Origin of the sequence: Massilia sp. Se16.2.3 (assembly GCF_014171595.1) — a bacterium.
Lineage (GTDB): Bacteria > Pseudomonadota > Gammaproteobacteria > Burkholderiales > Burkholderiaceae_D > Telluria.
In genome coordinates, this window is the sequence record NZ_CP050451.1 from 1,630,284 (window position 1) to 1,655,427 (window position 25,144).

A 25,144-nucleotide genomic window follows, 5' to 3' on the forward strand; every position below is an offset into this window, starting at 1 on the left:
GTCAGTCTTTCAGCAAGATGACTTCGCCATAACCGACCTGGTGTGGGGTACTCGCCGCCTGCAGCGCGGCCATCTCGAGTGACTGGCCGCCCTGCAGGGCGGACAACAGGCGAATGGTGCCGGCGTGGCAGAGCACCAGCGCTTGCGCGTGGCCGCGCGCACGCAGGTCGCGCCGGAATGCCGCCACCCGCTCTGCCACCTGCAGCACGCTTTCGCCGCCGCCGGGACGGTAGCGCAGCAGGTCGGCGGCCCAGGCGTCGACTTCGGCGCGAGGAATTGCGTCCCAGCTGCGCATCTCCCAGCTGCCGAAGTCCATCTCGGACAGGCGTGCATCGAACACGGGCGCCGGGCCCAGTCGGCGCGCCAGCTCGGCGCAGCGGCGCAGCGGGCTGGCATATACAGGCATGCTGCCGGGCAGGCCTTGGGCGCGCAGTGCAGCGTGAACCTGCATGGCCTGCGCTTCGTCTGCCTCCACATCGCTGCTGCCGTAGCACAGGCCGGGGAGCATATCCGGCCGTGGATGGCGTACCAGGAACAGCCGCATACTAAGCCAGTGCGCCGTGCTTGAAGCTCGCGAGCACCGCCAGGTACACGGCCACCTCGGCCAGCTGCTGTACGGCCCCGAGGCAGTCACCCGTATAGCCTCCAATGCGCGCCTGGAAGATACGTGCCAGCCAGAAGGCGGCGCAGGCTGCGGCGACGAGGGCGCCGCCGATCGCCCAGGGCGTGAACACGCCGTACGCCACCATCGCGGCGGCGGGAAGCAGCGCGGTCGCCGAGGCGATGCCGAATTCGCCGCCGCTTATTTCCTGCGCGAGCGGCTTGGACTTGCCTTCGCCGCGGGCGTAGGTCATGCGCCAGATCAGGCTCGTTGCGGCCAGGCGCGAGATCGGGTGCGCCAGCAGCAGCGCGGCGATGGCGCCGGCGGGCGGCAGCATCGCCAGCGCCGTGCATTTCAGCCCGAGCATGCAGGCGATGCCGATCGCACCGTAGGCGCCGACCCGCGAATCCTTCATGATCTCGAGCACGCGCTCGCGCGTCAGGCCGCCACCGAAACCGTCGCAGGTATCGGCGAAGCCATCTTCGTGGAAGGCGCCGGTGAGGTAGATCGACGCCGCGGTCGATAGCACCGCCGCTACTGGCGCGGGCAGCACGAGCGCGGCGAGCGCGTACACGGCAGCCGCGATAGCGCCCACTACCCAGCCGACCAGGGGGAAGTAGCGCGACGCATGGTGCAGCCACTCGGGCTGGAAGCCGACCCAGCGCGGGATCGGCAGCCGCGTGAAGAACTGCAGGGCGATGAAGAACAGGCGCAGCTGCTGCATGGCTTATGCCGCGCCGGTGCCGGCCTGGGTACTGACTTCGGCCGATGCAAAGGTCGCCATCTCGTTCAGGAAGTTCACAGCCGCGTGCAGCAGGGGCAAGGCGAGGGCGCTGCCGGTGCCTTCGCCCAGGCGCAAGCCCAGTTGCAGCAAGGGCTGGGCGCCCAGGTGCTCCAGCATCAAGCGGTGTCCATGTTCGCTGGAACAGTGCGCAAACACGCAGTAGTCGAGGATGGCGGGCTGCAGGCGCGCCGCAACGAGCAGGGCACTCGTGACGATGAAGCCGTCGATCAGCAGCACCTTGCGCAGGTGCGCCGCCTGCAGCATGGCGCCGGCCATCGTCGCGATTTCGAAGCCGCCGAAGGTGGCCAGCACGTCGAGCGGTGCGGAGACGTCGCGATGCAACTCGATAGCCGCTTGCAGCACCTTCTGTTTATGCAGGACGCCACTTGGCGCCAGGCCGGTGCCCGCACCGACGCAGCTGGCGAGCGGGATGCCGCTCAGCTTGTGCATCAGCGCCGCGGCGGAGCTGGTGTTCCCGATGCCCATCTCGCCAAAACCCACCACGTTCCCCGGCAAGTCGCGCACGAGTGCCATGCCGCCTTCCATCGCCTGCGCACACTCGTCAGGCGACATGGCCGCTTCCCTGGCGAAATTGCGGGTACCGGCCGCCACCTTGCGGTTGAGTAGTCCGGCGCGTTGGCCGAATACGTGGTTTACGCCTGCATCGATGACCTGGATGGTCCAGCCGTTCTGGCGTGCGAACACATTGATGGCCGCACCGCCGGCGAGGAAGTTCTCGACCATCTGCCAGGTTACTTCCTGCGGATAGGCGGAAACACCCTCGGCAACAATGCCGTGGTCGCCGGCGAACACGAGCATGGCAGGGGTATCGATATGCGGCTGGGCCGATTCCTGGATCAGGCCAACCTGTATTGCCAGTGCTTCCAGGCGCCCCAGGCTTCCGAGCGGTTTGGTCTTATTGTCGACGGCAAGGGCAAGCGACTTGGACAGTTTGGGATTCTCGATAGGAAACACAGCGGGAATAAACATTGTTGTCGTTTTATATAGTGAACGGGCCGCGCAAAGATAGCACAGGCGAGGGGCTTGCAAGCTGCCTGCGGCTTTGTTATGATTCGCCTCCGCTTCGGCGCTCAGTGCAAAACGTTAACGAAATCAAGTAGTTAAGTATGCAACAGGCGAAGAAGAGGAAAAAAAGAAGTTGACGACGCAAACGAAACACTGCATAATCTCACTTCTCTGCTGCTGACGAACAAAACGATTCGCGACAAAGCAGCAAGGCAGTACCGCCCTCGGCGGGAGCCAAAGTTCTTTAACAATTAACAGTCGATAAGTGTGGGCGTTTGATGAAGGTGCCAGCTGACTAGTTCAGCTGATTACTTAAATTATCAAATGTTCACAAAAGTATTAAGCGTTGTCTCAGCAATGAGATAACGGTCAGTATCTTGAGTGAGCGACTCCGCTAGCAATAGCGGATGACACGAAAGTGTCAACAAACAGAGATTGAACTGAAGAGTTTGATCCTGGCTCAGATTGAACGCTGGCGGCATGCTTTACACATGCAAGTCGAACGGCAGCACGGGCTTCGGCCTGGTGGCGAGTGGCGAACGGGTGAGTAATATATCGGAACGTACCCAAGAGTGGGGGATAACGTAGCGAAAGTTACGCTAATACCGCATACGATCTATGGATGAAAGCAGGGGACCGCAAGGCCTTGTGTGCCCTGGAGCGGCCGATATCTGATTAGCTAGTTGGTAGGGTAAAGGCCTACCAAGGCGACGATCAGTAGCTGGTCTGAGAGGACGACCAGCCACACTGGAACTGAGACACGGTCCAGACTCCTACGGGAGGCAGCAGTGGGGAATTTTTGGACAATGGGCGCAAGCCTGATCCAGCAATGCCGCGTGAGTGAAGAAGGCCTTCGGGTTGTAAAGCTCTTTTGTCAGGGAAGAAACGGTGGGGGCTAATATCCTCTGCTAATGACGGTACCTGAAGAATAAGCACCGGCTAACTACGTGCCAGCAGCCGCGGTAATACGTAGGGTGCAAGCGTTAATCGGAATTACTGGGCGTAAAGCGTGCGCAGGCGGTTTTGTAAGTCTGTCGTGAAAGCCCCGGGCTCAACCACGGGAATTGCGATGGAGACTGCAAGGCTTGAATCTGGCAGAGGGGGGTAGAATTCCACGTGTAGCAGTGAAATGCGTAGAGATGTGGAGGAACACCGATGGCGAAGGCAGCCCCCCGGGTCAAGATTGACGCTCATGCACGAAAGCGTGGGGAGCAAACAGGATTAGATACCCCGGTAGTCCACGCCCTAAACGATGTCTACTAGTTGTCGGGTTTTAATTAACTTGGTAACGCAGCTAACGCGTGAAGTAGACCGCTGGGGGAGTACGGTCGCAAGATTAAAACTCAAAGGAATTGACGGGGACCCGCACAAGCGGTGGATGATGTGGATTAATTCGATGCAACGCGAAAAACCTTACCTACCCTTGACATGTCAGGAATCCTTGAGAGATCAGGGAGTGCCCGAAAGGGAACCTGAACACAGGTGCTGCATGGCTGTCGTCAGCTCGTGTCGTGAGATGTTGGGTTAAGTCCCGCAACGAGCGCAACCCTTGTCATTAGTTGCTACGCAAGAGCACTCTAATGAGACTGCCGGTGACAAACCGGAGGAAGGTGGGGATGACGTCAAGTCCTCATGGTCTTATGGGTAGGGCTTCACACGTCATACAATGGTACATACAGAGGGCCGCCAACCCGCGAGGGGGAGCTAATCCCAGAAAGTGTATCGTAGTCCGGATCGCAGTCTGCAACTCGACTGCGTGAAGTTGGAATCGCTAGTAATCGCGGATCAGCATGCCGCGGTGAATACGTTCCCGGGTCTTGTACACACCGCCCGTCACACCATGGGAGCGGGTTTTACCAGAAGTAGGTAGCTTAACCGCAAGGGGGGCGCTTACCACGGTAGGATTCGTGACTGGGGTGAAGTCGTAACAAGGTAGCCGTATCGGAAGGTGCGGCTGGATCACCTCCTTTCTAGAGTAGCACCGGGAGCTAACGCTCCATCATCAAGCGTTCACACTTATCGACTGTCAATAAGAACTGTATTTAGCTGAAGCGGAAAGCTTGAGCTAAGTGTAGTTATTGTTCTTTAACAATCTGGAAGAAGTAAAGTTTTTTTTAAGCGTGCAAACGCATCAGCAATGATGAGTGAGCACACTTAGGGTAGTAGTAAAAGTATCAACAAACATGCAACAAGCTGTACTCCTTGAACTATGACGCTCCCCGGTGCGAACCAGGGGCTAACGTTATAGGGACAAGCGAATAAGTGCACATGGTGGATGCCTTGGCGATTACAGGCGATGAAGGACGTAGTAGCTTGCGATAAGCTGCGGGGAGTGAGCAAACACACTTTGATCCGCAGATTTCCGAATGGGGAAACCCGGTTCTTTTAGGTCATTGCATGCTGAATACATAGGCATGCAAAGCGAACGCGGCGAACTGAAACATCTAAGTAGCTGCAGGAAAAGAAATCAACCGAGATTCCCAAAGTAGTGGCGAGCGAAATGGGAAGAGCCTGTACGTGATAGTCGACTGGATAGTGGAACGGATTGGAAACTCCGGCCATAGAGGGTGATAGCCCCTTACACGAAATTCAGACGGTGGTACTAAGCGTACGACAAGTAGGGCGGGACACGAGAAATCCTGTCTGAACATGGGGGACCATCCTCCAAGGCTAAATACTCGTAATCGACCGATAGTGAACCAGTACCGTGAGGGAAAGGCGAAAAGAACCCCGGGAGGGGAGTGAAATAGATCCTGAAACCGTGTGCATACAAACAGTCGGAGCGGACTTGTTCCGTGACGGCGTACCTTTGTATAATGGGTCAGCGACTTACATTCAGTGGCGAGGTTAACCGAATAGGGGAGCCGTAGAGAAATCGAGTCCGAACAGGGCGACAGTCGCTGGGTGTAGACCCGAAACCAAGTGATCTACCCATGACCGGGATGAAGGTGCGGTAACACGCCCCGGAGGTCCGAACCCACTAATGTTGAAAAATTAGGGGATGAGCTGTGGGTAGGGGGGGTGAAAGGCTAAACAAACTTGGAAATAGCTGGTTCTCTCCGAAAACTATTTAGGTAGTGCCTCAAGTATCACCATCGGGGGTAGAGCACTGTTATGGCTAGGGGGTCATTGCGACTTACCAAACCATTGCAAACTCCGAATACCGATGAGTGCGAGCTTGGGAGACAGACGTCGGGTGCTAACGTCCGGCGTCAAGAGGGAAACAACCCAGACCGCCAGCTAAGGTCCCAAAGATTGGCTAAGTGGAAAACGAAGTGGGAAGGCTAAAACAGTCAGGATGTTGGCTTAGAAGCAGCCATCATTTAAAGAAAGCGTAATAGCTCACTGATCGAGTCGTCCTGCGCGGAAGATGTAACGGGGCTAAGCCAGTCACCGAAGCTGCGGATATGCATTTATGCATATGGTAGGAGAGCGTTCTGTAAGCCTGCGAAGGTGTCTTGTAAAGGATGCTGGAGGTATCAGAAGTGCGAATGCTGACATGAGTAGCGATAATGCGGGTGAAAAGCCCGCACGCCGTAAGCCCAAGGTTTCCTGTTCAACGTTCATCGGAGCAGGGTGAGTCGGCCCCTAAGGCGAGGCAGAGATGCGTAGCTGATGGGAAGCAGGTTAATATTCCTGCACCGTCGTATGATGCGATGGGGGGACGGATCGCGGAAGGTTGTCTGACTGTTGGAATAGTCAGTTTCTGCTTCATAGAAGGCACTTAGGCAAATCCGGGTGCGTAATTCAAGGGAGTGGGACGAGCGGCCTTGTGCTGCGAAGCAATCGGAAGTGGTTCCAAGAAAAGCCTCTAAGCTTCAGTCATACGAGACCGTACCGCAAACCGACACAGGTGGGCGAGATGAGTATTCTAAGGCGCTTGAGAGAACTCGGGAGAAGGAACTCGGCAAATTGGTACCGTAACTTCGGGAAAAGGTACGCCCCGGTAGCTTGACCACTTTACTGTGGAAGGGTGAAAGGGTTGCAATAAACTGGTGGCTGCGACTGTTTAATAAAAACACAGCACTCTGCAAACACGAAAGTGGACGTATAGGGTGTGACGCCTGCCCGGTGCTGGAAGATTAAATGATGGGGTGCAAGCTCTTGATTGAAGTCCCAGTAAACGGCGGCCGTAACTATAACGGTCCTAAGGTAGCGAAATTCCTTGTCGGGTAAGTTCCGACCTGCACGAATGGCGTAACGATGGCCACACTGTCTCCTCCCGAGACTCAGCGAAGTTGAAATGTTTGTGATGATGCAATCTACCCGCGGCTAGACGGAAAGACCCCATGAACCTTTACTGTAGCTTTGCATTGGACTTTGAACCAATCTGTGTAGGATAGGTGGGAGGCTTTGAAGCGGGGGGACGCCAGTTCTCGTGGAGCCATCCTTGAAATACCACCCTGGGTTTGTTTGAGGTTCTAACCTTGGTCCGTTATCCGGATCGGGGACAGTGCATGGTAGGCAGTTTGACTGGGGCGGTCTCCTCCTAAAGTGTAACGGAGGAGTTCGAAGGTACGCTAGGTACGGTCGGACATCGTGCTAATAGTGCAATGGCATAAGCGTGCTTAACTGCGAGACCGACAAGTCGAGCAGGTACGAAAGTAGGACATAGTGATCCGGTGGTTCTGTATGGAAGGACCATCGCTCAACGGATAAAAAGGTACTCTGGGGATAACAGGCTGATTCCTCCCAAGAGTTCATATCGACGGGGAGTTTGGCACCTCGATGTCGGCTCATCACATCCCGGGGCTGTAGCCGGTCCCAAGGGTATGGCTGTTCGCCATTTAAAGTGGTACGTGAGCTGGGTTTAAAACGTCGTGAGACAGTTTGGTCCCCTATCTGCCGTGGGCGTTGGAAATTTGAAGGGGCTGCTCCCTAGTACGAGAGGACCGGAGTGGACGAACCTCTGGTGTACCGGTTGTCACGCCAGTGGCATTGCCGGGTAGCTAAGTTCGGAAGAGATAACCGCTGAAAGCATCTAAGCGGGAAACTTGCCTTGAGATGAGATTTCCCGGAGCCTTGAGCTCCTTGAAGGGTCGTTCGAGACCGGGACGTTGATAGGCTGGGTGTGGAAGTGCAGTAATGCATTAAGCTAACCAGTACTAATTGCCCGTACGGCTTGTCCCTATAACCTTAGCAGGATATGGATTCAAGAATACAGCGCTGTTTGTTGATACAGCTGCTACCACTTACTTCTTCCAGATTCAGAGTAGCGTTACCCACAAGGGAAACGATGCTCGTACAAGTCATGCCTGATGACCATAGCAAGTCGGTCCCACCCCTTCCCATCCCGAACAGGACCGTGAAACGACTTTGCGCCGATGATAGTGCTGCAACCAGTGTGAAAGTAGGTTATCGTCAGGCTAGTTATAAGAGAAAAACCCGCTGATTGCGATCAGCGGGTTTTTTTTCGTCTTGAAAAAACGCCGCCGGTTCATGTCCATACTGTGGATCCTCACCTCTGCGGGGTTTTCTCGCGTTCGGGCGGCTGTTTTTGGATCCCTGATTGGTCTCGATGGCCGAGCTGCGTCGCCCATGCAGGGATTGGCTACGTCAAGACTGCGCCGACAGCCGCCTTCTCCGGAACTGCCGCGCTTCAATTCTCGGCAAATGCACGCTCGAAGAAAAAGCCCCGCCAATGTGGCAGGGCTTCCCTCGTCTCAAAGGCAAGACATGGTCAGTCGGAACACGCCGCTTCAAGACACAGCGCATTCGTCACCTGATCAAACACCCCACAGAATGTCAGCCTTGTGATCCCGCGCCGATCGCAGCATTTCCAGCATCGGGTAAGCGCGGGTCGAGAAGCTCACGACCTGGGCCTGCTCATGATCCGTGTCATCATCATCGCCCGTATGCGCTTTAACGTCCTGCTCGACCTCGTCGCTCGACGGGTGCTTGCGGCTCTCTTCGATCTCGTTTTCCAGCAACTGGGCCGCACGGCCAGCTTCTTCCGAAGTGATGACACCGATCTCCGGTTCCTTGCCCAGCAGGTCCAGGATCCGTTTGGCATGATCCTGATACATCATCACGTCAGGATAGGCCTTGCATTTAAAAGTGATTAACATAATGCGTTCTCGTCGTGTTTTTGTCGTAACTAAACGATAACACGACTACCCGAGACGGTCACGGCCCGCACACAGTTAGAGCGCCTAACAAAACCGCCATAGCCGCGTTGCGGCTCCTAGCCGTACAAATGTACTGTCGTCGTCGCCGCGCCTTGCTCTGACGGTTTTGTTAGACGCTCTTAGTCGCGCGAGCCCCGGCCGACGCGATGGCGCAGCAGGAAAGCCAGCGGCGCCATCCCGAGCGCGATCCCGGCTGCGGCACCGGTGCCGGCAACCGCACCAAGGTTCACCTCGGCACCGCTTGCCGCGTTCAACAGCAACATCGCCAGCGCAGCCCAGGCCAGCAGGCTGCACAATTCAAGCAAGGTGGTGACGACATTGCGTTTGCCCCGCTTCTGGAACTCGCCTCGCGCGATCGGCCGTCCCGTCCACAGGTTGATGAGTGCGGCGTTGACGGCCGCGCCGCTGACCGTGGCCGCGGTCAGCGCACCGGCTGCGGGCGCACGCACCGTGAGCCAGAGCAGGGGAGGGCGACCAGCGCCAACACCGGCATCACCGCCGCTGCCAGTTTCGCAAAGCGCACGGCAGCGGCGTTGGCCGGCGCGGTGTGCAAGAGGTCGGGCGCCTCCTCGGCCAGCAGGATGATCGACGCCAGCGCAGCGCTCAGCGAACCGCAGAGCATCGTCAGTCCCGCCCCCGTACCCGGCAGTTGCAGGCTGCCCTCGCGAAAAACGACAAGGCACAGCGGCAGCAGATACAGAAGCTGCAGCAGCACCTGCGAAATCAGATGCGGGTCACGCGCAATCAAACGCCATTCCTTGACGACGACGATGGCCATCAGGGGCCGGCCGAAGCGGTAGCGGGCAGCGCGGGTACGGCTGGCAGCTTGTCCGCTGCCCGCGGCAAGCTGCAGGCCGCGTGCGAAGAAGCCGTGTGTCATGCGTACCGTCAGCCAGGCTGCCGCCGGGCAAGTGCCGCCATCAGGACCACCGCGCCCGGGTTCCCCAGCGCTGCACGCGCCGGCAACCAGAGCGGATGGCCTTCCCCGAGCGTGGCGACGGCGGCCATCGCCCGCTCGGCGGTGGTCTTGCGCGCGGTGCCATCGCCCTGCGACATCATGCTTCCCGCCTGCGACAACAGGAACAGCAGGGCGCCGGCGAGTGCGCCGATCACCGGGCGATCACCCGGGTGCGGCGCGCACCGAACATGCGCACCAGCGCCAGGGTCAGCAGCATCGCACCGGAGGTGGCCAACGCCGCCATCGACAGCAACAGCGGATAGATGGCCAGCAGGTCGAACTGGCCGAGGAACAGTCCAACATGGGCGAAAGGCGCCAGGAAAAACAGGTAGAGTGCCGCAACGCCCAGTACCATGCCAGCCAGTTTGACGGCAAAGACACTGCGCGTGGAGAGCGGCGAAGACAGCAGCAAGTCCATGTCGCAGCGGTCGAACAGGGTTTCGACACTGTTTTTCAGCGCAGTCGAGACCATGAAAAGCGCCGTCGCCAGCAGGATCACGCTGACCGCCGCCAGCAGGGTGGCCGGCCGGTTGCCTGCCCCGGCAGCGGTCGTGCGCAGCAGCGCCAGCGCACCCAGGTGCAGCAGTGTCCACAATACCAGCGCACCCACGATCACGCGCCAACGCGTGCGCCGCGTACCGGCGTGGCTGCTGCCCAGCGTCGCGTACCAGAACAGCCGCATTTCATGGCGCAGCAGCCATCCGGTACTGCCGGGCCGCAGCTTCATGCGCCGCCCGTCAGTTGCAGGAACATGTCTTCCAGGGTCGCGCCCGGCGCCAGTTCGCGCAACTGCTCGAGCGTGCCTTCGGCGATCAGGCGGCCATGCTGGATGATGCCGATGCGCTGTGCCAGGCGCTCGGCGACCTCGAGGATATGGGTGGTCAGGATGACCGTGCCGCCCTTCTCGACATGCGAGAGCAGCAGGTCCTTCACCTGGCGCGCGGCGCCGGCATCCAGCCCGGTCAGCGGTTCGTCCAGGATCAGCAGCTCCGGTTCGTGGATCAGCGCACCCGCCAGCGCCAGCTTCTGCTTCATGCCGCGCGAAAAACCCTCGGTCAGCTCGTGCGCATGCTTTTCCAGGTCGAGCCAGGCCAGCAGCGCCCGCGCCCGCGGCTCGGCCACTTCCGCGTCGACACCCCACAGGCCGGCGACGAATTCGAGGTACTCGGTCGGCTTGAGCTTCCCGTACAACATCGGGTCGTCCGGCAGATAGGCCATGCGCCGCTTGGCGGCAGCCGGGTCGCGCGCGAGGTCGATACCGAAGACGGCGACGTGTCCAGCATCCGGCGCCACCAGGCCCGTCACCATGCGCAGGGTCGTGGTCTTGCCGGCGCCATTCGGTCCCAGCAGGGCATACAGCTCGCCGCGCCGCACCGTCAGGTCCAGGCCATCGACTGCCGGGCGTCCGTAGGCCTTCCGCAGTCCGGCCAGCACGAGTGCGGGTGCGTCCGCCATCAGAGCAGCTTGAACGAGGAGATGAACTGGTCGGCCTGCTCGGCGCCGTCCGCCTTCTCGCGGCCGAGCACGATCACTGGTAAAAACGCTTGCCGCGCGCTTCGAAGTGGCCGCGCAGCCTCGTCGGCTGGCCGTGCGCATTGCCGAGGGCCTCGATGTCGATGCTGGTACGCGCTTCCTCGCCGCTACCGCTGGCCGCGCGCGCATCTTCGCGTTGTACCGTCGCGCCGATATTGCGCACCATTGCCGTCTTCATGGCGGCCACCGCGGCCTGGGCCCGGGCCGTATCCGGTGCCATGCCGGTACCGACCGCAAAGGTCACACCCTCGACCTCGGCCGCCGTCATCGTCATCTCCACCCGCATGCCGTCCAGGTTGACGCTACGCGTGTGGGTCGAGGGCTTGGCCGGGAACATGACCCGGAAAGGTGCTTCCGGACTGCTGTAGTCGCGCCAGTTATAGGTAGGGTTGCAGCCCAGCAGCAGGGCGCCCGCCAGCGCGAGCGCGAGAAATGGTCGTTTTTGCATGCCCCGATGGTAGCAGGGCGGGTGGCCGGGCGCCACCACGGACGGCGCCGCCTCAGCGCTCGTTCAGCCCCCGGCGGTACTGCACGGCCTCGGCCATGTGGCTGGCGTCGATTGCCGTCGCCCCAGCCAGGTCGGCAATCGTACGTGCCACCTTCAACACGCGGTGATAGGCGCGCGCCGACCAGTTCATCAGCGACATGGCCGAGCGCAGCGTCCGCGCCGCACCCGCATCGAGCGCGCAATGGCGCTCGATCTCGTGCGTGCCCAGACGCTGGTTCGGCTTGCCCTGGCGTGCCAGCTGCAGCGCATGCGCCTCGACCACACGTTGCGCAATATGTTCCGTGCTTTCGCCATCGGGACGCGCCCCCATCGCATCGGGCGACATTGCATTGACTTCGATCTGCATGTCGATGCGATCGAGCAGGGGGCCGGAAATACGGTCGCGATAGCGTTGCGCGCTCTCGTTGGTGCAGTGGCATTTGCCGGACGGGTGGCCTTGCCAGCCACAGGGGCAGGGATTCATCGCCGCGATCAGCTGGAAGCGCGCCGGGAACTCGGCCTGGTGCGCCGCGCGCGAAATCGTGATCCGGCCGGACTCGAGCGGCTGGCGCAGCACCTCGAGTACCTTGCGGTCGAACTCGGGCAGCTCGTCGAGAAACAGCACGCCGCAATGCGCCAGCGACACCTCGCCCGGCCGCGGCACATTGCCGCCTCCCACCGGGCCACGCCCGAACTGGTGTGATGCGGACTGCGAAACGGCCGGGCACGCCAGCGCTCGGCCGAGAAACTGCCGGTGAGCGATTGCACGGCCGCGGCTTCCAGCGCTTCCTCGTCCGTCATCGGCGGCAGCAAACCAGGAAAACGCGAGGCCAGCATGCTCTTGCCGGCGCCTGGCGGGCCCATCAATAACAGCGAATGGTTGCCCGCCGCGGCAATCTCGAGGGCGCGCTTGGCATGCTGTTGCCCCTTCACTTCGGAAAAGTCGGGATAGCTGGGCGGCACCGGCGGCAGGACGTGGCGATAACGCGGCAGCCGCGCCCCGTCTTCGCTGGCGGCGAAGTGGGCGCACACCTGCAGCAGTGTGTCGGCCGGATGGATCTCGGCGTCGGCAACCAGCGCGGCCTCGTCGGCATTCGCCCGGGGCAGGATGAAGCGGCGCCGGCTGCCGGCGCTGCTGCGTCCGATTGCAAACGTCATCGCTAGCGCGCCGCGCACCGGCCGCAGCTGTCCCGACAAGGACAGTTCGCCGGCAAACTCATAGCGGTCGATCTCGTCAGCCGGAATCTGGTTCGACGCGGCCAGGATGCCGAGGGCGATCGGCAGGTCGAAGCGGCCGGACTCCTTCGGCAGGTCGGCCGGCGCCAGGTTGACCGTAATGCGTTTTGCCGGAATCTCGAAACCGACGTTCTGCAGCGCCGCCCGTACACGGTCCTTGGCTTCGCGCACCTCGGCGTCGGGCAGGCCGACGATCGTAAAACTGGGCAGCCCGTTCGCCAGATGCACCTCGACGCTGACGGGCAAGGCTTCCATGCCGGCGAGGGCGCGGCTTCTCAACACGGCGAGACTCATCGGTTTCCTTCATGGGGCTGGGCAAAGTCGCCACATCTTAAGAAGTATTGAGGAGGGACGTTTGCGAGCGAGCAGAGGTGCGCGTGTTGATGCGATACTCGGTACTACTGGGAAAGTTTGCGATACGCTTACCATCCCCAAAACGCGATTTCCGATCAAAAAGAGGACTCGATTGAGCTGCATTCTCCGCATCGCAGGGGTGATCTCCCACTACGCGTGCAGTGAGGACGATGTGTAGATGTTGAACCGGCAAGATGGGGGGGGGCCGACGCCTTATCAAACGCTCCAACCGCGCGTTGTGGCCCGGTTTCGCTTGCCCTCGTAGCGCGCACCCAGGCCCGTGTCGCGCCGGCTCAGGGGGCGGAAGGAAGCGTCACACGTCGCGCAAGCTCACGACGGGCATCGTCAGCACGCGCTTGTCCTTGAAGAACGCGATATCGAACAGGGCCGCCGCGCCGACGACCTCCTTGCCAAGCTGGCGCAGCAGGGATGCCGCCGCTTCGATGGTGCCGCCGGTGGCCAGCACGTCGTCGACGATCAGGACGCGCTGGCCCTTGATCCGCTCCGGCTGGATCTCGATGGTCGCGCTTCCGTACTCGCGCCTGTAATCGATGCTGATGGCCTTGCCGGGCAATTTGCCAGCCTTGCGCGCCATCGCGAAGCCGACCTTGCGCTCATAGGCAAGCGCGCCGGCGATCATGAATCCGCGCGCATCCATGGCAAGGAGGAAGTCGAAGTGCAATGCCTCGGTCTTCGCGTGCAGGGTGTCGATGGCGAGGCGCCAATGCTCAGGACTATCGAAAATGCAGCCGACGTCGATGAAATTGACGCCCGGCTCCGGGTAGTCCTGAAAAAATTCCAGCGGAACGCTGTCGAAATCGTTCATGAGAGTGCAGTCGTGGTGCCGGTGGGGCAAATGGCTCGTATTATCGCCGGTTTGCAGGAAGGCGGCGCCGCTGACGCTGACGCCATGGGGATCCAGCCAGCACGACCTTGTCCATTTTGTATCCAACATGTTTCCAAAGGCTTTTTGGTATTGACTTCCAGTAACTGAGACTTCATTGTTCAAATTCCAATGAGGGATGCGGGAAGCGGCGTTTGCGCGATCGGTGTATCGAGGGGCGCAGCTTTTTGCTTGATGGCGAAACGAAGGATGCTCATCCTCGTTTTTTCGCTCAATAAATAAAATCGGGATAAATACGTGAAAGTACTCGTTGCGTTGATGGTCAGTGCCGGCATCCTGTCGCCGGTTTTCGCCGCAGGTGCCACCGCGGCCGTGCCTGTCCAGGCCAGGTCCGCCGTTTCAAACAAGCCGCTCAAGGTCACGTCGGTCGAGGGCATCACCGAATACCGCCTGGCCAATGGCATGCGCGTGCTGCTGTTCCCGGATGCGTCCAAGCCGACGCTGACGACGAACATGGTCTACATGGTCGGTTCGCGCCACGAGAACTACGGCGAAACCGGCATGGCCCACCTGCTGGAGCACCTGCTGTTCAAGCCGACCGCCAACTTCGGCGTCAAGAAGGGCACCAGCAGCCCGGTCGAGGTACTCAAGGCCCTCGGCGCCGATTTCAACGGCACCACCTGGTACGACCGCACCAACTATTACGCCACCTTCCCGGCGAATGACGACAACCTGCGTACGATGCTGGCGCTGGAAGCCGACCGCATGGTGAACGCCCCGATCTCCCAGGACGACCTGTGGAACACCAAGACCAACAAGGGCGAGATGACGGTCGTGCGCAACGAGTTCGAGATTGGCGAGAGCAATCCGATCGGCGTCACCACCGACCGTCTGCAGGCCGTGGCCTACGACTGGCATAACTACGGCAAGTCGACGATCGGCGCGCGTTCGGACATCGAGCAGGTCAACATTCCCCGCCTGCGCGCCTTCTACAAGCAGTACTACCAGCCGGACAATGCCGTGCTGATCGTCGCCGGCCGCTTCGACGAAGCGAAAACCCTCGCGCAGATCAATGCCCTGTTCGGCAAGATCGCGAAACCGTCGCGCGTCATCCAGCCGACCTATACGGCAGAGCCGGTGCAGGACGGCGAACGTTCCGTCACCGTGCGCCGCGCCGGCGGTACCCAGTTCGTCGGCGCCGGCTACCACGTTGCGCCGAGCGGACACCCGGACGCCGCCGCGCTGCAGCTCCTGGCCCACGTGCTGACCAACGCGCCTTCCGGCCGCCTGCACAAGGCGCTGGTGGAAACCAGACTTGCGACCAGCCTCGACTACAGCGGCGTCAGCAATCTCGAGCCCGGCTACCGCATCTTCGGCGCGGTGGTGCCGACGGGGCAGCCGCTGGCACCAACCCAGGAAGCCCTGCTCAAGGTGCTGGAAGACCTGAAGTCCAATCCCGTGACCGAGGAAGAGGTGGCACGCGCACGCCAGGCGGTGGCGAAGAACATCGAACTGGCCCTGAACGACAGTGCCAGCCTGACCATCGCCCTGACCGAGTCGATGGCGGCGGGCGACTGGCGCCTGTTCTTCCTCAACCGCGACCAGGTCGAGAAGACCGACGTCAAGGCCGTGCAGGCGGCGGCCGAGAAGTACCTCAAGGCGTCGAACCGCACCCTGGGCGTGTTCATTCCCACCGATGCCCCGGATCGCGCCGCCGTGCCTGGCGTGACCGATGTCGCGGCCATGGTCAAGGACTACAAGGGCCGCGCCGTGGTGGCGCAGGGCGAAGCCTTCGACCCGAGCCCGGCCAACATCGAAGCACGTACTCAGCGCTTCCAGCTCGCCAACGGCTTGAAGGGCGCGCTGCTGCCGAAGAAGACCAAGGGCAGCGTGGTCACCGCGACCATCAAACTGCGCTTCGGTTCGGAAGAAGCGCTGCGCAACACGGCAACGGCCGGCAGCTTCGCCGCGGGCTTGCTGAGCTACGGCACCCAGGAGAAATCGCGCCAGCAGCTGAAGGACGCGTTCGACAAGCTCAAGGCCCGAATTCAGGTGTTCGGGAGTGCGGAAAATCTCAACGCGACGGTCACGACCACGCGCGAAAACCTGCCGGCCGTGATGGACCTGCTGGCCGAAATGCTGCAGAAGCCGGCCTTCGCGCCGGCCGGATTCGGCGAGTTCCAGCGTGCGAACGTCAACGCCACGGAGCAGGCCATTCCGGAACCGAATCCGCAAGCGAGCACCGCGCTCGGCCGCCTGCTCGACCCGACACCGGAAGGCCACGTCAAGCATGTGCGCACGCTGCAGGAAACCCTGGCCGCGCAGAAGGGCGTTACCGTGGAAGAGGTCAAGGCCTTCCACGCCGCCTTCTACGGCGCGGACAATGCTACCTTCGCCGCGGTAGGCGACTTCGATGCCGCGGCGCTGCAGGCGCAGGTCGAGCGCCTGTACGGTAACTGGCACGCGCAGCAGAAGTATGTGCGGGTGCCGTCGGCCATGAAAGCCGTGGCGGGCCAGAAGCTGACGCTGGCGACCCCGGACAAGGCCAGCAGCCTGCTGCTCGCCGTGGTGCCGGTACCCCTGAAGGACGATGCCAAGGCCTATCCCGCGCTGCTGATGGCGGACTACATGCTGGGCGGCGGCGCACTGCGTTCGCGCCTGGCCGACCGCATCCGCCAGAAGGAAGGGCTGTCGTATGGCGTCGGTTCGCAGCTGAACGTACCTCGCCGCGACCCGGCAGGCATGTGGATGGCCTATGCGATGAGCGCACCCCAGAACACGGCCAAGGTGGAAGCGGTGCTGCGCGAGGAACTGCAGCGCGCCGTGAGCGAAGGCTTTACCGAAGCCGAACTGCAGGAAGCGAAGAAGGGCTGGCTGCAGGGCGAGGAAGTATCGCGCACCTCCGATGAGGCGCTGGCCGGCGCCCTGTCCGAGTACCTGTCGCTGGACCGGACGATGCAGTTCGATGCGGCCGTCGAAGACCAGGTGCGCAAGCTGACGCTCGCGCAGGTGAACGAGGCAATGCGCCAGTTCATCAAGCCGGACGCCATCTCGATCGTGGCGGCGGGCGACTTCGCGAAGGCGGAGCCGCAGGCGGTGGGCGGCGCCAAGTAAGGGCGCCTGTTCCGATAAAAACGCCCGGTCAGGTACCGGGCGTTTTTCATGGCGGGAACGGTCTCCCGGGCTTGAAAGTACGCACCTGCGTGTCGGGTGTGCCGAGGTTGGTCACGCCTGAGCGGCGCTGCTACTTCGAAGAGCGTGCGGCACCGCCGGCGCCGGCTCGGCCAGCGGCGACAAAGGAAGGTTCGGCCAGTTCCAGCAGGTGGGCGCGCACCGCTTGCGGCCAGGCTGCCACCAGCGCACGAAACCGTTCGCCATCGCCTGCGAACAGCGCACGCGAAGCTTCCTCGAAACCGGGCGCGTCGCCCATCAGTTCGTGCATGAAGCGGTAGGCCGCGTCACGTGCTTCACGCCGGGCGTCGTCCCCGCTGGCGTCGCGCGACGCCAGTTCGACCAGCTTGCGCAAGGCCACCGAGGCGCCGCCCGGCTGCGAGGCCAGCCATTCCCAGTGCCGCGGCAGCAAGGTCACTTCCCGGGCGACGACGCCCAGCTTCGGCCGGCCGGCACTACGCGGCGCTGCGCGCGGGATGCGCTGCAGGACCTCTTCTTCCGTTCCGGTGAAATTGATCTCGACGGGGCGACTGGTGCGGCTGTCCAGCAGCGCGATCGACTGTTCGCTGCCACTGTCGATGGCCGCCTTGACGGCGCGCACGACCTCGATCAGGGGGCCTCTGGCCAATCGTTCGGTACCGAGAAAGGCAATGCAATCGGTGGGCAACATGGGTGACTCCTCATGCGGGGCAGCGCGCCGGCGGAACGCTTGTCCTAATATTACCCGGATAAAAACACGCCAACAATAAGGCTTGGGTAACATGTCAGGCGAGCGCCACACCCACCGGCGACCGGTCAGCGATCCAGCATGGCCGCCACCTTCTCGGTGACATCGATCGCGGGACGATGCCAGATGGTGCGCGTCAGCACCAGGTCGACGCCCAGCCGGGCGGGCAGGGTCTGCATGACCTCGTGGATGCGGCTGGCAAGTGCGGCGCGTTCGGTCGCCTTGCGTTCGGCAAAATCCTCGCCGATCTGCGCACGGGCGCGGCGCACTGCCCGCTCCAGTTCGCCCAGCTCGCGCGAACGCAGCAGCTGCTCGCGCTCGCTCAGCCCGGGCGCGTCGCGCGTGAGCTGCTCGGACCTGTCGCGCAACTGGCGCAGTTGCGCCGCCACTTGCTGGCGCCGCGGCGCGAACTCGGCCTCGATCCCGGCGGCGGCCGCACGGGCCTGGGGCGATTCGACCAGCAGGCGTTCGACGTTGACCACCACGGCCCGCACGTCACCGGCACGGCCGGGTTGCGCCGCGGCCGGCGCCGCGCCAAGATCCGCCAGACCGAGCACGCAGCACAGAACCGAGCAGGATGTTGGCGAGGGCTTTCGGAATCGTTTTCAAGATCGTCCTTTGCGATGAATGCAGTGCGGTGTGCTCAAGCCTGCGCATCGGCGTGCGCCGCCTGCGCCGTGCGCGCGGCAGGCATGCCTTGCCAGAGCAGGGCGGAAGCATCGTCGGCGCTTTTCAGCGCCTGCGCGCCGCCGGGGGCCGGCTGCTGCGCCTTCTCCTGTTCGAACCCGCGCAGTTCGCGCATCAAGGTGGCCACGCCCTCGATGCGGCAGCGACGTGCCAGCTGTTCGAGTGTCATCAGGCCGTACACGTCCACCAGCCGATAGAAGCCGTCGGTCATGCCGAGCACCGCGGAACCCGGCGGCAGCTCGCGCGTGACCTGGCGCGCCGCGAAGGCGCCCGGGGCGCGAGGCACAGCACGTTCGGCGCGTCGGCCTGGTGCTGGGATTCGCGGCGGGCACGCAGCATCGGCAACAGGCGCTCGCGCCGCAGCGCCGGGTCGACGATGCCTTGCGCGGTCAGCTCCGCCATCGCCGTGCGCAGCACGTCCTCGTGCGGATTCACATACGGGTCGAGGTCGATGACGCTGTCATCGGCGCCGATCGCCAGCGTCTTGCAGTCGCCCAGGCAGTAGAGCGAGAGGGCGAGATGGCCGGACCGGGGCTGCACGCGGATCCAGGTCAAGGCCGCGAGCGGGTAGGCGTACAGGGGAATGGCGCGTCCGCCGGCGGCGGCAAGGTAGTGCGCGCGCACCGCCGCCGGGGCCTCAGGCACGGCCTGCGCCTGCTCCAGGCCGCGCCCGATCGCCAGCGCCAGTTCGGCGGCGAAAGCGTGGGTGAACCAGGCGACGTCGCCCTGGACCGTATCGATATGGTTCGTGTCGGCGACCGAGGTGGCGCCGTCGAGCACGATCAGGTCGACACGACCGCTGCCTTCGATCACGGTGAGCAGGTCTTCGTTGATGCCGCCGTGTGGTGCAGTGGAGAGGAGTTCGGTGGTCATGCGTTCGTTCGAGGCTGCCGGATGAGCATGATGGTATCACCCCGCCGGCATCCTGGAACGGCGCTCAGCCGCATTCGCCCACATATTGGCAGTTGTCGCAGCGCGTGCAGCCTTCGGCCTTGCGCAGGGCGCGCGCGCCGCATTCGGGGCACTTCGCCGCCGAAGCCGAGACGACGGGCAGGCCTGTCGTTGCCACGCCTTCCGGCATGCCGTCCGATTCAGTCTCGCCACAGCGCGCCGCCAGCGCTCGCGCCAGCTGCGCGACCGGCACCCCGTTGCCCTGCGCATCGAGAAAACCGCGCTTGATCAGGATCCGCTGCAGCATGAAGCCGACCGCCGCCGCTTCCGAGTCGTGGTAGACCGGTACCCGGGTGCCATCCTCGCGGGTCAGGTGGCCACAGCGCACCGGGCCCTTTTCCCACACGACGTCGCGCATGTCGGCCAGGGCCTTGGCGATCGGCCCGCCGGCCCGCGCCAGCATCGACAACAAGCGCATCGAGGAGGTGATCCATTGCTGGCCCTCGGTGCGCTGGCCGGCCGGCATGAAGAATTCGAAGGGGCGCTCGATCGTCACCGGCACGCCGTCAACCATGCCCTCGACGCGGATGAAACTCACGGTGAGATAGAAAGTCTTGCGGCCTTCCTGGGTCGAGTACTCGACTTTCGAGGTGACCGACTCGAGTTCGCCCAGCGGCCGGCCCTCGAAGCGCTTGCGCAGCGGGTCGTTGTCCAGCGCCGCCGGGGTGTCGTGGCTGGCGACCTCGGGCTGCGGTGTCGCCGTCGGTAAGCCGCCAGCCGCGTTCTCCAGCACGCTGCCCAGCACCGCATTCGGGCGGTAGGTGGCCAGGCCCTTCAGCCCCGCGCGCCAGGCTTCCAGGTAGAGGTTGCGGAAGTCCTCGTAGGGGTAGTCGGCCGCCACGTTCACCGTTTTCGAGATCGCCGTGTCGACGAAGGGCTGCACCGCCTCGAGCATGCGCAGGTGGTCGCTTGCCCCCATCTGCAGGGCGGTAACGAATTGCGGCGGCAGTGCCTCGCCCACCTGCGCCCCAGGCTGGCGCTGCCGGTACAGGCGCCAGGCGTGGTCTTTCACCTCGTAGCTGCGCATGCTGTCGTCGGCCATGCGCTTCTTGCGCTGGTAGGTCCAGGAATAGGGTGGCTCGATGCCGTTCGAGGCGTTGTCGGCAAAGGCGAGCGAGATGGTGCCGGTGGGCGCGATCGACAGCAGGTGCGAATTGCGGATGCCGTGCGTGCGGATGGCCTCGCGCAGCGCCTCGGGCAGGCGCGCCACGAAACGGCCCTCGAGGTAGCGGTCCGCATCGAACAGGGGAAAGGCACCCTTCTCGCGCGCCAGTTCGACCGAGGCGGCATAGGCGGTGTCGCGCAGTTCCTCGGCGATGCGCGCGGCGAGCAGCCGGCCCTCCGGCGCATCGTAGCGCAGTCCCAGCATCACCGGGGCGCTGCCGAGACGAGGGAAACCGAGGCCGATGCGGCGCTTGGCGCGCGCCTCGTCCCTTTGCTGGGGCAGCGGCCACTCGGTGGCGTCGAGCACCAGGTCGAGCATGCGTACCGCCACGGTGACGACCTCGCGCATCCTGGCGAAATCGAAGCCGGCATCGGGCTCGAAAGGCTGCTGGACGAACCGCGTCAGGTTGATGGAGCCGAGGTCGCAGCAGCCGTAGGCGGGCAGCGGCTGCTCGCCGCAAGGGTTGGTGGCCGCCAGCCGCTCGCAGTACCACAGGTTGTTTTCACTGTTCATGCGGTCGAGGAAGAGCACCCCTGGCTCGGCATGGTCGTAGGTAGAGGCCATGATGCGGTCCCACAGCGCGCGTGCGCGGACGCTGCGGTAGACCCAGAGGCCATCGCCGCGCTGGAAGGCACCGGCGGCGACCAGTTCTTCTCCCGGCTCGGCGCGGTGCACCAGCGGAAAATCGGCGTCGGCCTCGAGCGCATGCATGAAAGCGTCGCTCACGCCCACCGAGATATTGAAGTTGGTGAGAGCGCCGTGGTCCTTGGCGGCAATGAAGCGTTCGATGTCGGGATGGTCGATGCGCAGCACGCCCATCTGGGCGCCGCGGCGGGCGCCGGCCGATTCCACCGTCTTGCAGGAGGCATCGAAGAGCTCCATGTACGACACCGGCCCCGAGGCGCGCGAGCGGGTGCCACGCACCAGGCTGCCATGGGGACGGATGGCGGAAAAATCGTAGCCGACGCCGCCGCCGCGGCGCATGGTCTCGGCTGCCTCGGACAGTGCCGTATAGATGCCGGGCAGGCCGTCGTCAACGCCCGTGACGGAGTCGCCGACCGGTTGCACGAAACAATTGATGAGGGTTGCCTTGATGGCGAGGCCGGCGGCGGAGTTGATGCGTCCGCCCGGAATGAAGCCGGCTTCCTGGGCAGCGTAAAACTGCTCGGCGAATCCGGCGCGGTGTTCAGCCGGCTCCAGTGCGGCGAGGGCGTCGGCGACGCGCCGGCGGACATCGGCGATCGTCGTTTCGCCGTCTTTCGCGTATTTCTCGCGCAGCACATGCATCGAGATTTCCTGCGTCGATACCTCCTGGGGAGGCAGGCGCGTGCCGGGCGTTTGGTCTTTCGCATTCATGGGTTCGCTCCTGCATGAATGCCGAAAGCACGCTTACACCTTCGGAGCGCGCTCCGTCAGCTGTGCTTCCAGCGCGGCCACGCGCAACTCCAGCGCTTCCAGCTTGGCGCGCGTCTTGGCCAGGACCTGGGCCTGGATATCGAATTCCTCGCGGGTCACCAGGTCGAGCTTGGAAAAGCCCTGGGTCATCATCGCCTTGACGTTGCGCTCGATGTCCTTGGCGGGCGAGCTTTCCATGGCCTGGTTGATCTTGCCCTGCAAGTCATTGAAGAAGTTGTTCATGTCCATCAGTCCTAGTCAATCAGCCCGCGCACCAGGGTGGTGCGCCGCGGCCAGGTTTGGTGCGTCGTGGCGGTGTGCCCGGCCAGCGCGCACGGTTTTATGGTGATTTTGTTGTGTCTATCAGCAGAAGTGGGGCGTCTTGGCGAGAAATCAAGCACATGGCTTTGCTGCCAAAGGCTGGCACGCATCCTGCTAAAGGAAGGAGAAAGCCGCGACGCTACAGCGACAGATTGTAAACCATCCGACCATCCGTTCCATTTCGAGGGGTATCGATCATGAAGAGCAAGGCAGCAGGGAAGGCGGCCGTGTTGGCGCTGGTAATGACGGGAGCGACGCTGGCCCGGGCCGAGGAAGCGGCGCCCGAGCACCAGCTCGGCTACAACGTCGCGCTCGCCAGCGAATACCGCTACCGCGGCCTCTCGCAGACGCGTTTCGACCCGGCCCTGCAAGGGGGCGCCGACTATACCCACACTCCCAGCGGCTTCTATGCCGGTACCTGGCTGTCCACCGTCAAATGGACGAAGGACCTGGGCGGCGACGGCAATGTGGAAGTGGACTTGTATGCCGGCAAGCGCGGGACGCTCAGTGGCATCCCTGGCGGCGCCGTCACCTATGACGTCGGCGCTTTGTACTACTGGTATCCGTCGAACGACCTGCACCCGAACGCGAACACCTTCGAGCTGTACGGGCAGGTGGGCGTGGGGCCGGCCTACCTGAAGTATTCGCATGCGACCACCAACCTGTTCGGCACGCCCGACAGCAAGCAGAGCGGCTACCTGGACCTGGGGGCGAACGTGCCGGTGGCCGAGGGACTGGTATTGAACCTGCACGCGGGCCGCCAGCGCGTGAAGAACAACGGCGCGCTCTCGTACACCGACTACAAGATCGGCCTGACGAAAGACGTCGGTTTCGCCAGCGTGGCGCTGGCCTGGGTCAAGGCCGACACCGAAAGCTATCTCAGCCCCCAGGGCCGCAACCTGGGCAAGTCGGCGGCCGTGCTGACCGTATCGAAAACTTTCTGAAAGAGGCAATGCGATGAAACTGATTACCGCCATTATCAAGCCCTTCAAGCTCGACGAAGTGCGCGAGGCGCTGTCGGACATGAACGTGCAGGGCATGACGGTGACCGAAGTGAAAGGCTTCGGGCGCCAGAAGGGACACACCGAGCTCTACCGCGGTGCCGAGTACGTGGTCGACTTCCTGCCGAAGATCAAGATCGAAGCCGCCATCGATGACGCGCTGGTCGACCAGGTCATCGACGCCATCCAGGGCGCCGCCCGCACCGGCAAGATCGGCGACGGCAAGATCTTCGTATCCGACCTGGGCCAGGTCATCCGTATCCGTACCGGCGAGACCGGCAACGACGCACTGTAAGGGGCTGACGATGAATCGACTGTTCACCAAATCCGCTGGCCTGCTGCTCGGCCTCGGCCTGGCGCTGCCCGCCATGGCCGCGCCCGCCATCAACAAGGGCGATACCGCCTGGATGTTCGTTGCCACCCTGCTCGTGATCATGATGTCGATCCCGGGCCTGGCGCTGTTCTACGGCGGCCTGGTGCGCGCGAAGAACATGCTGTCGGTGCTGCTGCAGGTCTTCATGATCTTCTCCATCATCATCGTGCTGTGGTGCCTGTACGGCTATTCGCTGGCCTTCACCGGTGGCAATGCCTTCATCGGTGGCTTCGACCGTGCCTTCCTGAACGGCATCTATGATCCGGCCGCAGGCGTGTTCAGCATGGCTGCCACCTTCAGCAAGGAGACGATGATCCCCGAGTTCATCTTCGTCGCCTTCCAGGGCACGTTCGCCGCGATCACCTGCGGCCTGATCGTCGGCGCTTTTGCCGAGCGTGCCCGCTTTGCCGCGGTGCTGCTGTTCGTGGTGCTGTGGTTCACCTTCGGCTATATCCCGGTGGCGCACATGGTCTGGTTCTGGGCCGGCCCGGATGCGATCAAGGATGCCGCCACCCTGGCTTCCGTCACGGCGGACGCAGGCTGGTTGTGGCAGAAGGGCGCGCTCGACTTCGCCGGCGGCACCGTTGTGCACATCAACGCGGCCGTTGCCGGCCTGGTCGGCGCATATGTGATCGGCAAGCGCGTCGGCTATGGCCGCGAATCGATGGCCCCGCACTCGATGACGATGACGATGATCGGCGCTTCGCTGCTGTGGGTGGGCTGGTTCGGTTTCAATGCCGGCTCGGCCCTGGAAGCGGGCGACATCGCTGCGCTGGCCTTCATCAACACCTTGCTGGCGACTGCCGCCGCAACCGTGGCCTGGACCCTGGGCGAGTGGATGACGAAAGGCAAGCCGTCGATGCTGGGCGCGGCGTCCGGCGCGGTGTCGGGCCTGGTGGCGATCACCCCGGCCTGCGGCTTCGTCGGCCCGATGGGCGCGCTCGTCATTGGCCTGATCGGCGGCATCGTCTGCCTGTGGGGCGTGAATGGGCTGAAACGCATGCTGCGCGTGGACGATTCGCTCGACGTGTTCGGCGTGCATGGTGTCGGCGGCATCGTCGGCGCGTTGCTGACCGGCGTGTTCGCCGCGCCGCAACTGGGCGGGCAGGGCATCTGGGACTATGTCACCAACAAGGCGTCGCTTGAGGTGTATTCGATCGGCCACCAGGTCTGGGTGCAGGCGCAGGCGGTGGGCGTGACGATCGTCTGGTCGGCTGTCATTGCCTTCCTTGCCTTCAAGATCGTCGACCTGACGATCGGGCTGCGCGTGCCGGAAGAGCAGGAACGCGAGGGCCTCGATATTACCAGCCACGGCGAATCGGCGTACCATGCCTGATACCGCAAGCTGATCGAGACAGAGGCGCCCTGCGGGGCGCCTTTTTGTTTTCAGCAACCTTAGGTG

21 protein-coding genes, 3 rRNA genes and 1 pseudogene are annotated in these 25,144 nt (G+C 62.9%); 7 read left to right on the plus strand and 18 right to left on the minus strand.

All coding sequences use genetic code 11. The features are described 5' to 3' along the window. Position 1: 1 nt before the first annotated feature. Genes G4G31_RS07540 through cobT form a run of 3 tightly spaced genes read right to left on the minus strand, consistent with a single transcriptional unit; the run spans position 2 to position 2,375 of the window. Positions 2-508, minus strand: coding sequence for a histidine phosphatase family protein (locus tag G4G31_RS07540; protein ID WP_374011281.1), 507 nt, complete (start codon positions 506-508; stop codon positions 2-4). Positions 509-545: 37 nt separating this feature from the next. Beyond that, positions 546-1,325 carry an adenosylcobinamide-GDP ribazoletransferase gene (locus G4G31_RS07545; protein ID WP_182990905.1) on the minus strand — a complete coding sequence of 260 codons (780 nt, stop codon included), beginning with the start codon at positions 1,323-1,325 and terminating at the stop codon, positions 546-548. Positions 1,326-1,328: 3 nt separating this feature from the next. Further along, a complete protein-coding gene (gene cobT, locus G4G31_RS07550; RefSeq protein WP_182990906.1) occupies positions 1,329-2,375 on the minus strand; it encodes a nicotinate-nucleotide--dimethylbenzimidazole phosphoribosyltransferase in 1,047 nt (348 codons plus the stop codon). Between the two features lie 473 nt (positions 2,376-2,848). Here cobT and G4G31_RS07555 point away from each other — a divergent pair. From G4G31_RS07555 to rrf, 3 genes are all read left to right on the plus strand, one after another. Beyond that, positions 2,849-4,381 (plus strand): 16S ribosomal RNA (locus G4G31_RS07555). A gap of 278 nt (positions 4,382-4,659) precedes the next feature. Continuing rightward, a 23S ribosomal RNA gene (locus G4G31_RS07560) occupies positions 4,660-7,541 on the plus strand. A gap of 124 nt (positions 7,542-7,665) precedes the next feature. Continuing rightward, positions 7,666-7,778, plus strand: a 5S ribosomal RNA gene (rrf, locus tag G4G31_RS07565). Together the 16S, 23S and 5S rRNA genes form the textbook arrangement of a ribosomal RNA operon. A gap of 359 nt (positions 7,779-8,137) precedes the next feature. Here the strand turns inward: rrf and G4G31_RS07570 are convergent. From G4G31_RS07570 to G4G31_RS07595, 9 genes and pseudogenes are all read right to left on the minus strand, one after another. After that, positions 8,138-8,479, minus strand: a complete 342-nt coding sequence (locus tag G4G31_RS07570; protein WP_182990907.1) for a DUF1840 domain-containing protein — start codon at positions 8,477-8,479, stop codon at positions 8,138-8,140. A gap of 179 nt (positions 8,480-8,658) precedes the next feature. Then, entirely contained in the window at positions 8,659-8,988 is a 330-nt protein-coding gene (locus tag G4G31_RS25455; protein ID WP_229425439.1) for a hypothetical protein, read from the minus strand. Continuing rightward, a complete protein-coding gene (locus G4G31_RS25460; RefSeq protein WP_229425440.1) occupies positions 8,961-9,317 on the minus strand; it encodes a hypothetical protein in 357 nt (118 codons plus the stop codon). Before G4G31_RS25460 ends, G4G31_RS25455 begins: the two co-directional genes overlap by 28 nt. A gap of 110 nt (positions 9,318-9,427) precedes the next feature. Further along, positions 9,428-9,652, minus strand: coding sequence for a hypothetical protein (locus G4G31_RS25465; RefSeq protein ID WP_229425441.1), 225 nt, complete (start codon positions 9,650-9,652; stop codon positions 9,428-9,430). After that, the gene (locus G4G31_RS25470) at positions 9,649-10,224 is read right to left on the minus strand and encodes a hypothetical protein (RefSeq protein ID WP_229425442.1); all 576 of its coding nucleotides are present in this window, start codon (positions 10,222-10,224) and stop codon (positions 9,649-9,651) included. Before G4G31_RS25470 ends, G4G31_RS25465 begins: the two co-directional genes overlap by 4 nt. Beyond that, entirely contained in the window at positions 10,221-10,952 is a 732-nt protein-coding gene (locus tag G4G31_RS07580; protein ID WP_182990908.1) for an ABC transporter ATP-binding protein, read from the minus strand. Before G4G31_RS07580 ends, G4G31_RS25470 begins: the two co-directional genes overlap by 4 nt. Positions 10,953-11,025: 73 nt before the next feature. Next, entirely contained in the window at positions 11,026-11,478 is a 453-nt protein-coding gene (locus G4G31_RS07585; RefSeq protein ID WP_229425443.1) for a hypothetical protein, read from the minus strand. Positions 11,479-11,530: 52 nt separating this feature from the next. Next, positions 11,531-13,047 (minus strand): annotated as a pseudogene (locus tag G4G31_RS07590) (YifB family Mg chelatase-like AAA ATPase). A gap of 373 nt (positions 13,048-13,420) precedes the next feature. Continuing rightward, positions 13,421-14,116: an adenine phosphoribosyltransferase gene (locus G4G31_RS07595; RefSeq protein ID WP_182990909.1), complete on the minus strand. Its 696-nt coding sequence runs from the start codon at positions 14,114-14,116 to the stop codon at positions 13,421-13,423. A gap of 132 nt (positions 14,117-14,248) precedes the next feature. Between G4G31_RS07595 and G4G31_RS07600 the strand changes: the two genes are divergently transcribed. Beyond that, the gene (locus G4G31_RS07600; protein ID WP_182990910.1) at positions 14,249-17,065 is read left to right on the plus strand and encodes a pitrilysin family protein; all 2,817 of its coding nucleotides are present in this window, start codon (positions 14,249-14,251) and stop codon (positions 17,063-17,065) included. 130 nt (positions 17,066-17,195) lie between these two features. Here G4G31_RS07600 and G4G31_RS07605 read toward each other — a convergent pair whose 3' ends face one another. From G4G31_RS07605 to G4G31_RS07630, 6 genes are all read right to left on the minus strand, one after another. Next, positions 17,196-17,792 (minus strand): DUF2239 family protein, encoded by a 597-nt coding sequence (locus G4G31_RS07605; RefSeq protein ID WP_182990911.1) that lies wholly within the window; start codon positions 17,790-17,792, stop codon positions 17,196-17,198. A 125-nt stretch (positions 17,793-17,917) separates the two neighbouring features. Beyond that, on the minus strand, positions 17,918-18,406 hold the full coding sequence (locus tag G4G31_RS07610) for an OmpH family outer membrane protein (RefSeq protein WP_182990912.1): 489 nt from the start codon (positions 18,404-18,406) through the stop codon (positions 17,918-17,920). An 86-nt stretch (positions 18,407-18,492) separates the two neighbouring features. After that, positions 18,493-18,747: a hypothetical protein gene (locus G4G31_RS07615; RefSeq protein ID WP_182990913.1), complete on the minus strand. Its 255-nt coding sequence runs from the start codon at positions 18,745-18,747 to the stop codon at positions 18,493-18,495. Beyond that, entirely contained in the window at positions 18,744-19,409 is a 666-nt protein-coding gene (locus G4G31_RS07620) for a hypothetical protein (protein WP_182990914.1), read from the minus strand. Before G4G31_RS07620 ends, G4G31_RS07615 begins: the two co-directional genes overlap by 4 nt. 64 nt (positions 19,410-19,473) lie before the next feature. Beyond that, positions 19,474-22,008: an adenosylcobalamin-dependent ribonucleoside-diphosphate reductase gene (locus G4G31_RS07625; RefSeq protein ID WP_182990915.1), complete on the minus strand. Its 2,535-nt coding sequence runs from the start codon at positions 22,006-22,008 to the stop codon at positions 19,474-19,476. 33 nt (positions 22,009-22,041) lie between these two features. Then, a complete protein-coding gene (locus G4G31_RS07630) occupies positions 22,042-22,296 on the minus strand; it encodes an accessory factor UbiK family protein (RefSeq protein ID WP_182990916.1) in 255 nt (84 codons plus the stop codon). A gap of 269 nt (positions 22,297-22,565) precedes the next feature. Between G4G31_RS07630 and G4G31_RS07635 the strand changes: the two genes are divergently transcribed. Genes G4G31_RS07635 through amt form a run of 3 tightly spaced genes read left to right on the plus strand, consistent with a single transcriptional unit; the run spans position 22,566 to position 25,078 of the window. Further along, positions 22,566-23,312, plus strand: coding sequence for a TorF family putative porin (locus G4G31_RS07635; RefSeq protein WP_182990917.1), 747 nt, complete (start codon positions 22,566-22,568; stop codon positions 23,310-23,312). 13 nt (positions 23,313-23,325) lie between these two features. Continuing rightward, entirely contained in the window at positions 23,326-23,664 is a 339-nt protein-coding gene (glnK, locus tag G4G31_RS07640; RefSeq protein ID WP_182990918.1) for a P-II family nitrogen regulator, read from the plus strand. Positions 23,665-23,674: 10 nt separating this feature from the next. After that, positions 23,675-25,078, plus strand: a complete 1,404-nt coding sequence (gene amt / locus G4G31_RS07645; protein ID WP_182990919.1) for an ammonium transporter — start codon at positions 23,675-23,677, stop codon at positions 25,076-25,078. The last annotated feature ends 66 nt before the right edge of the window (positions 25,079-25,144 follow it).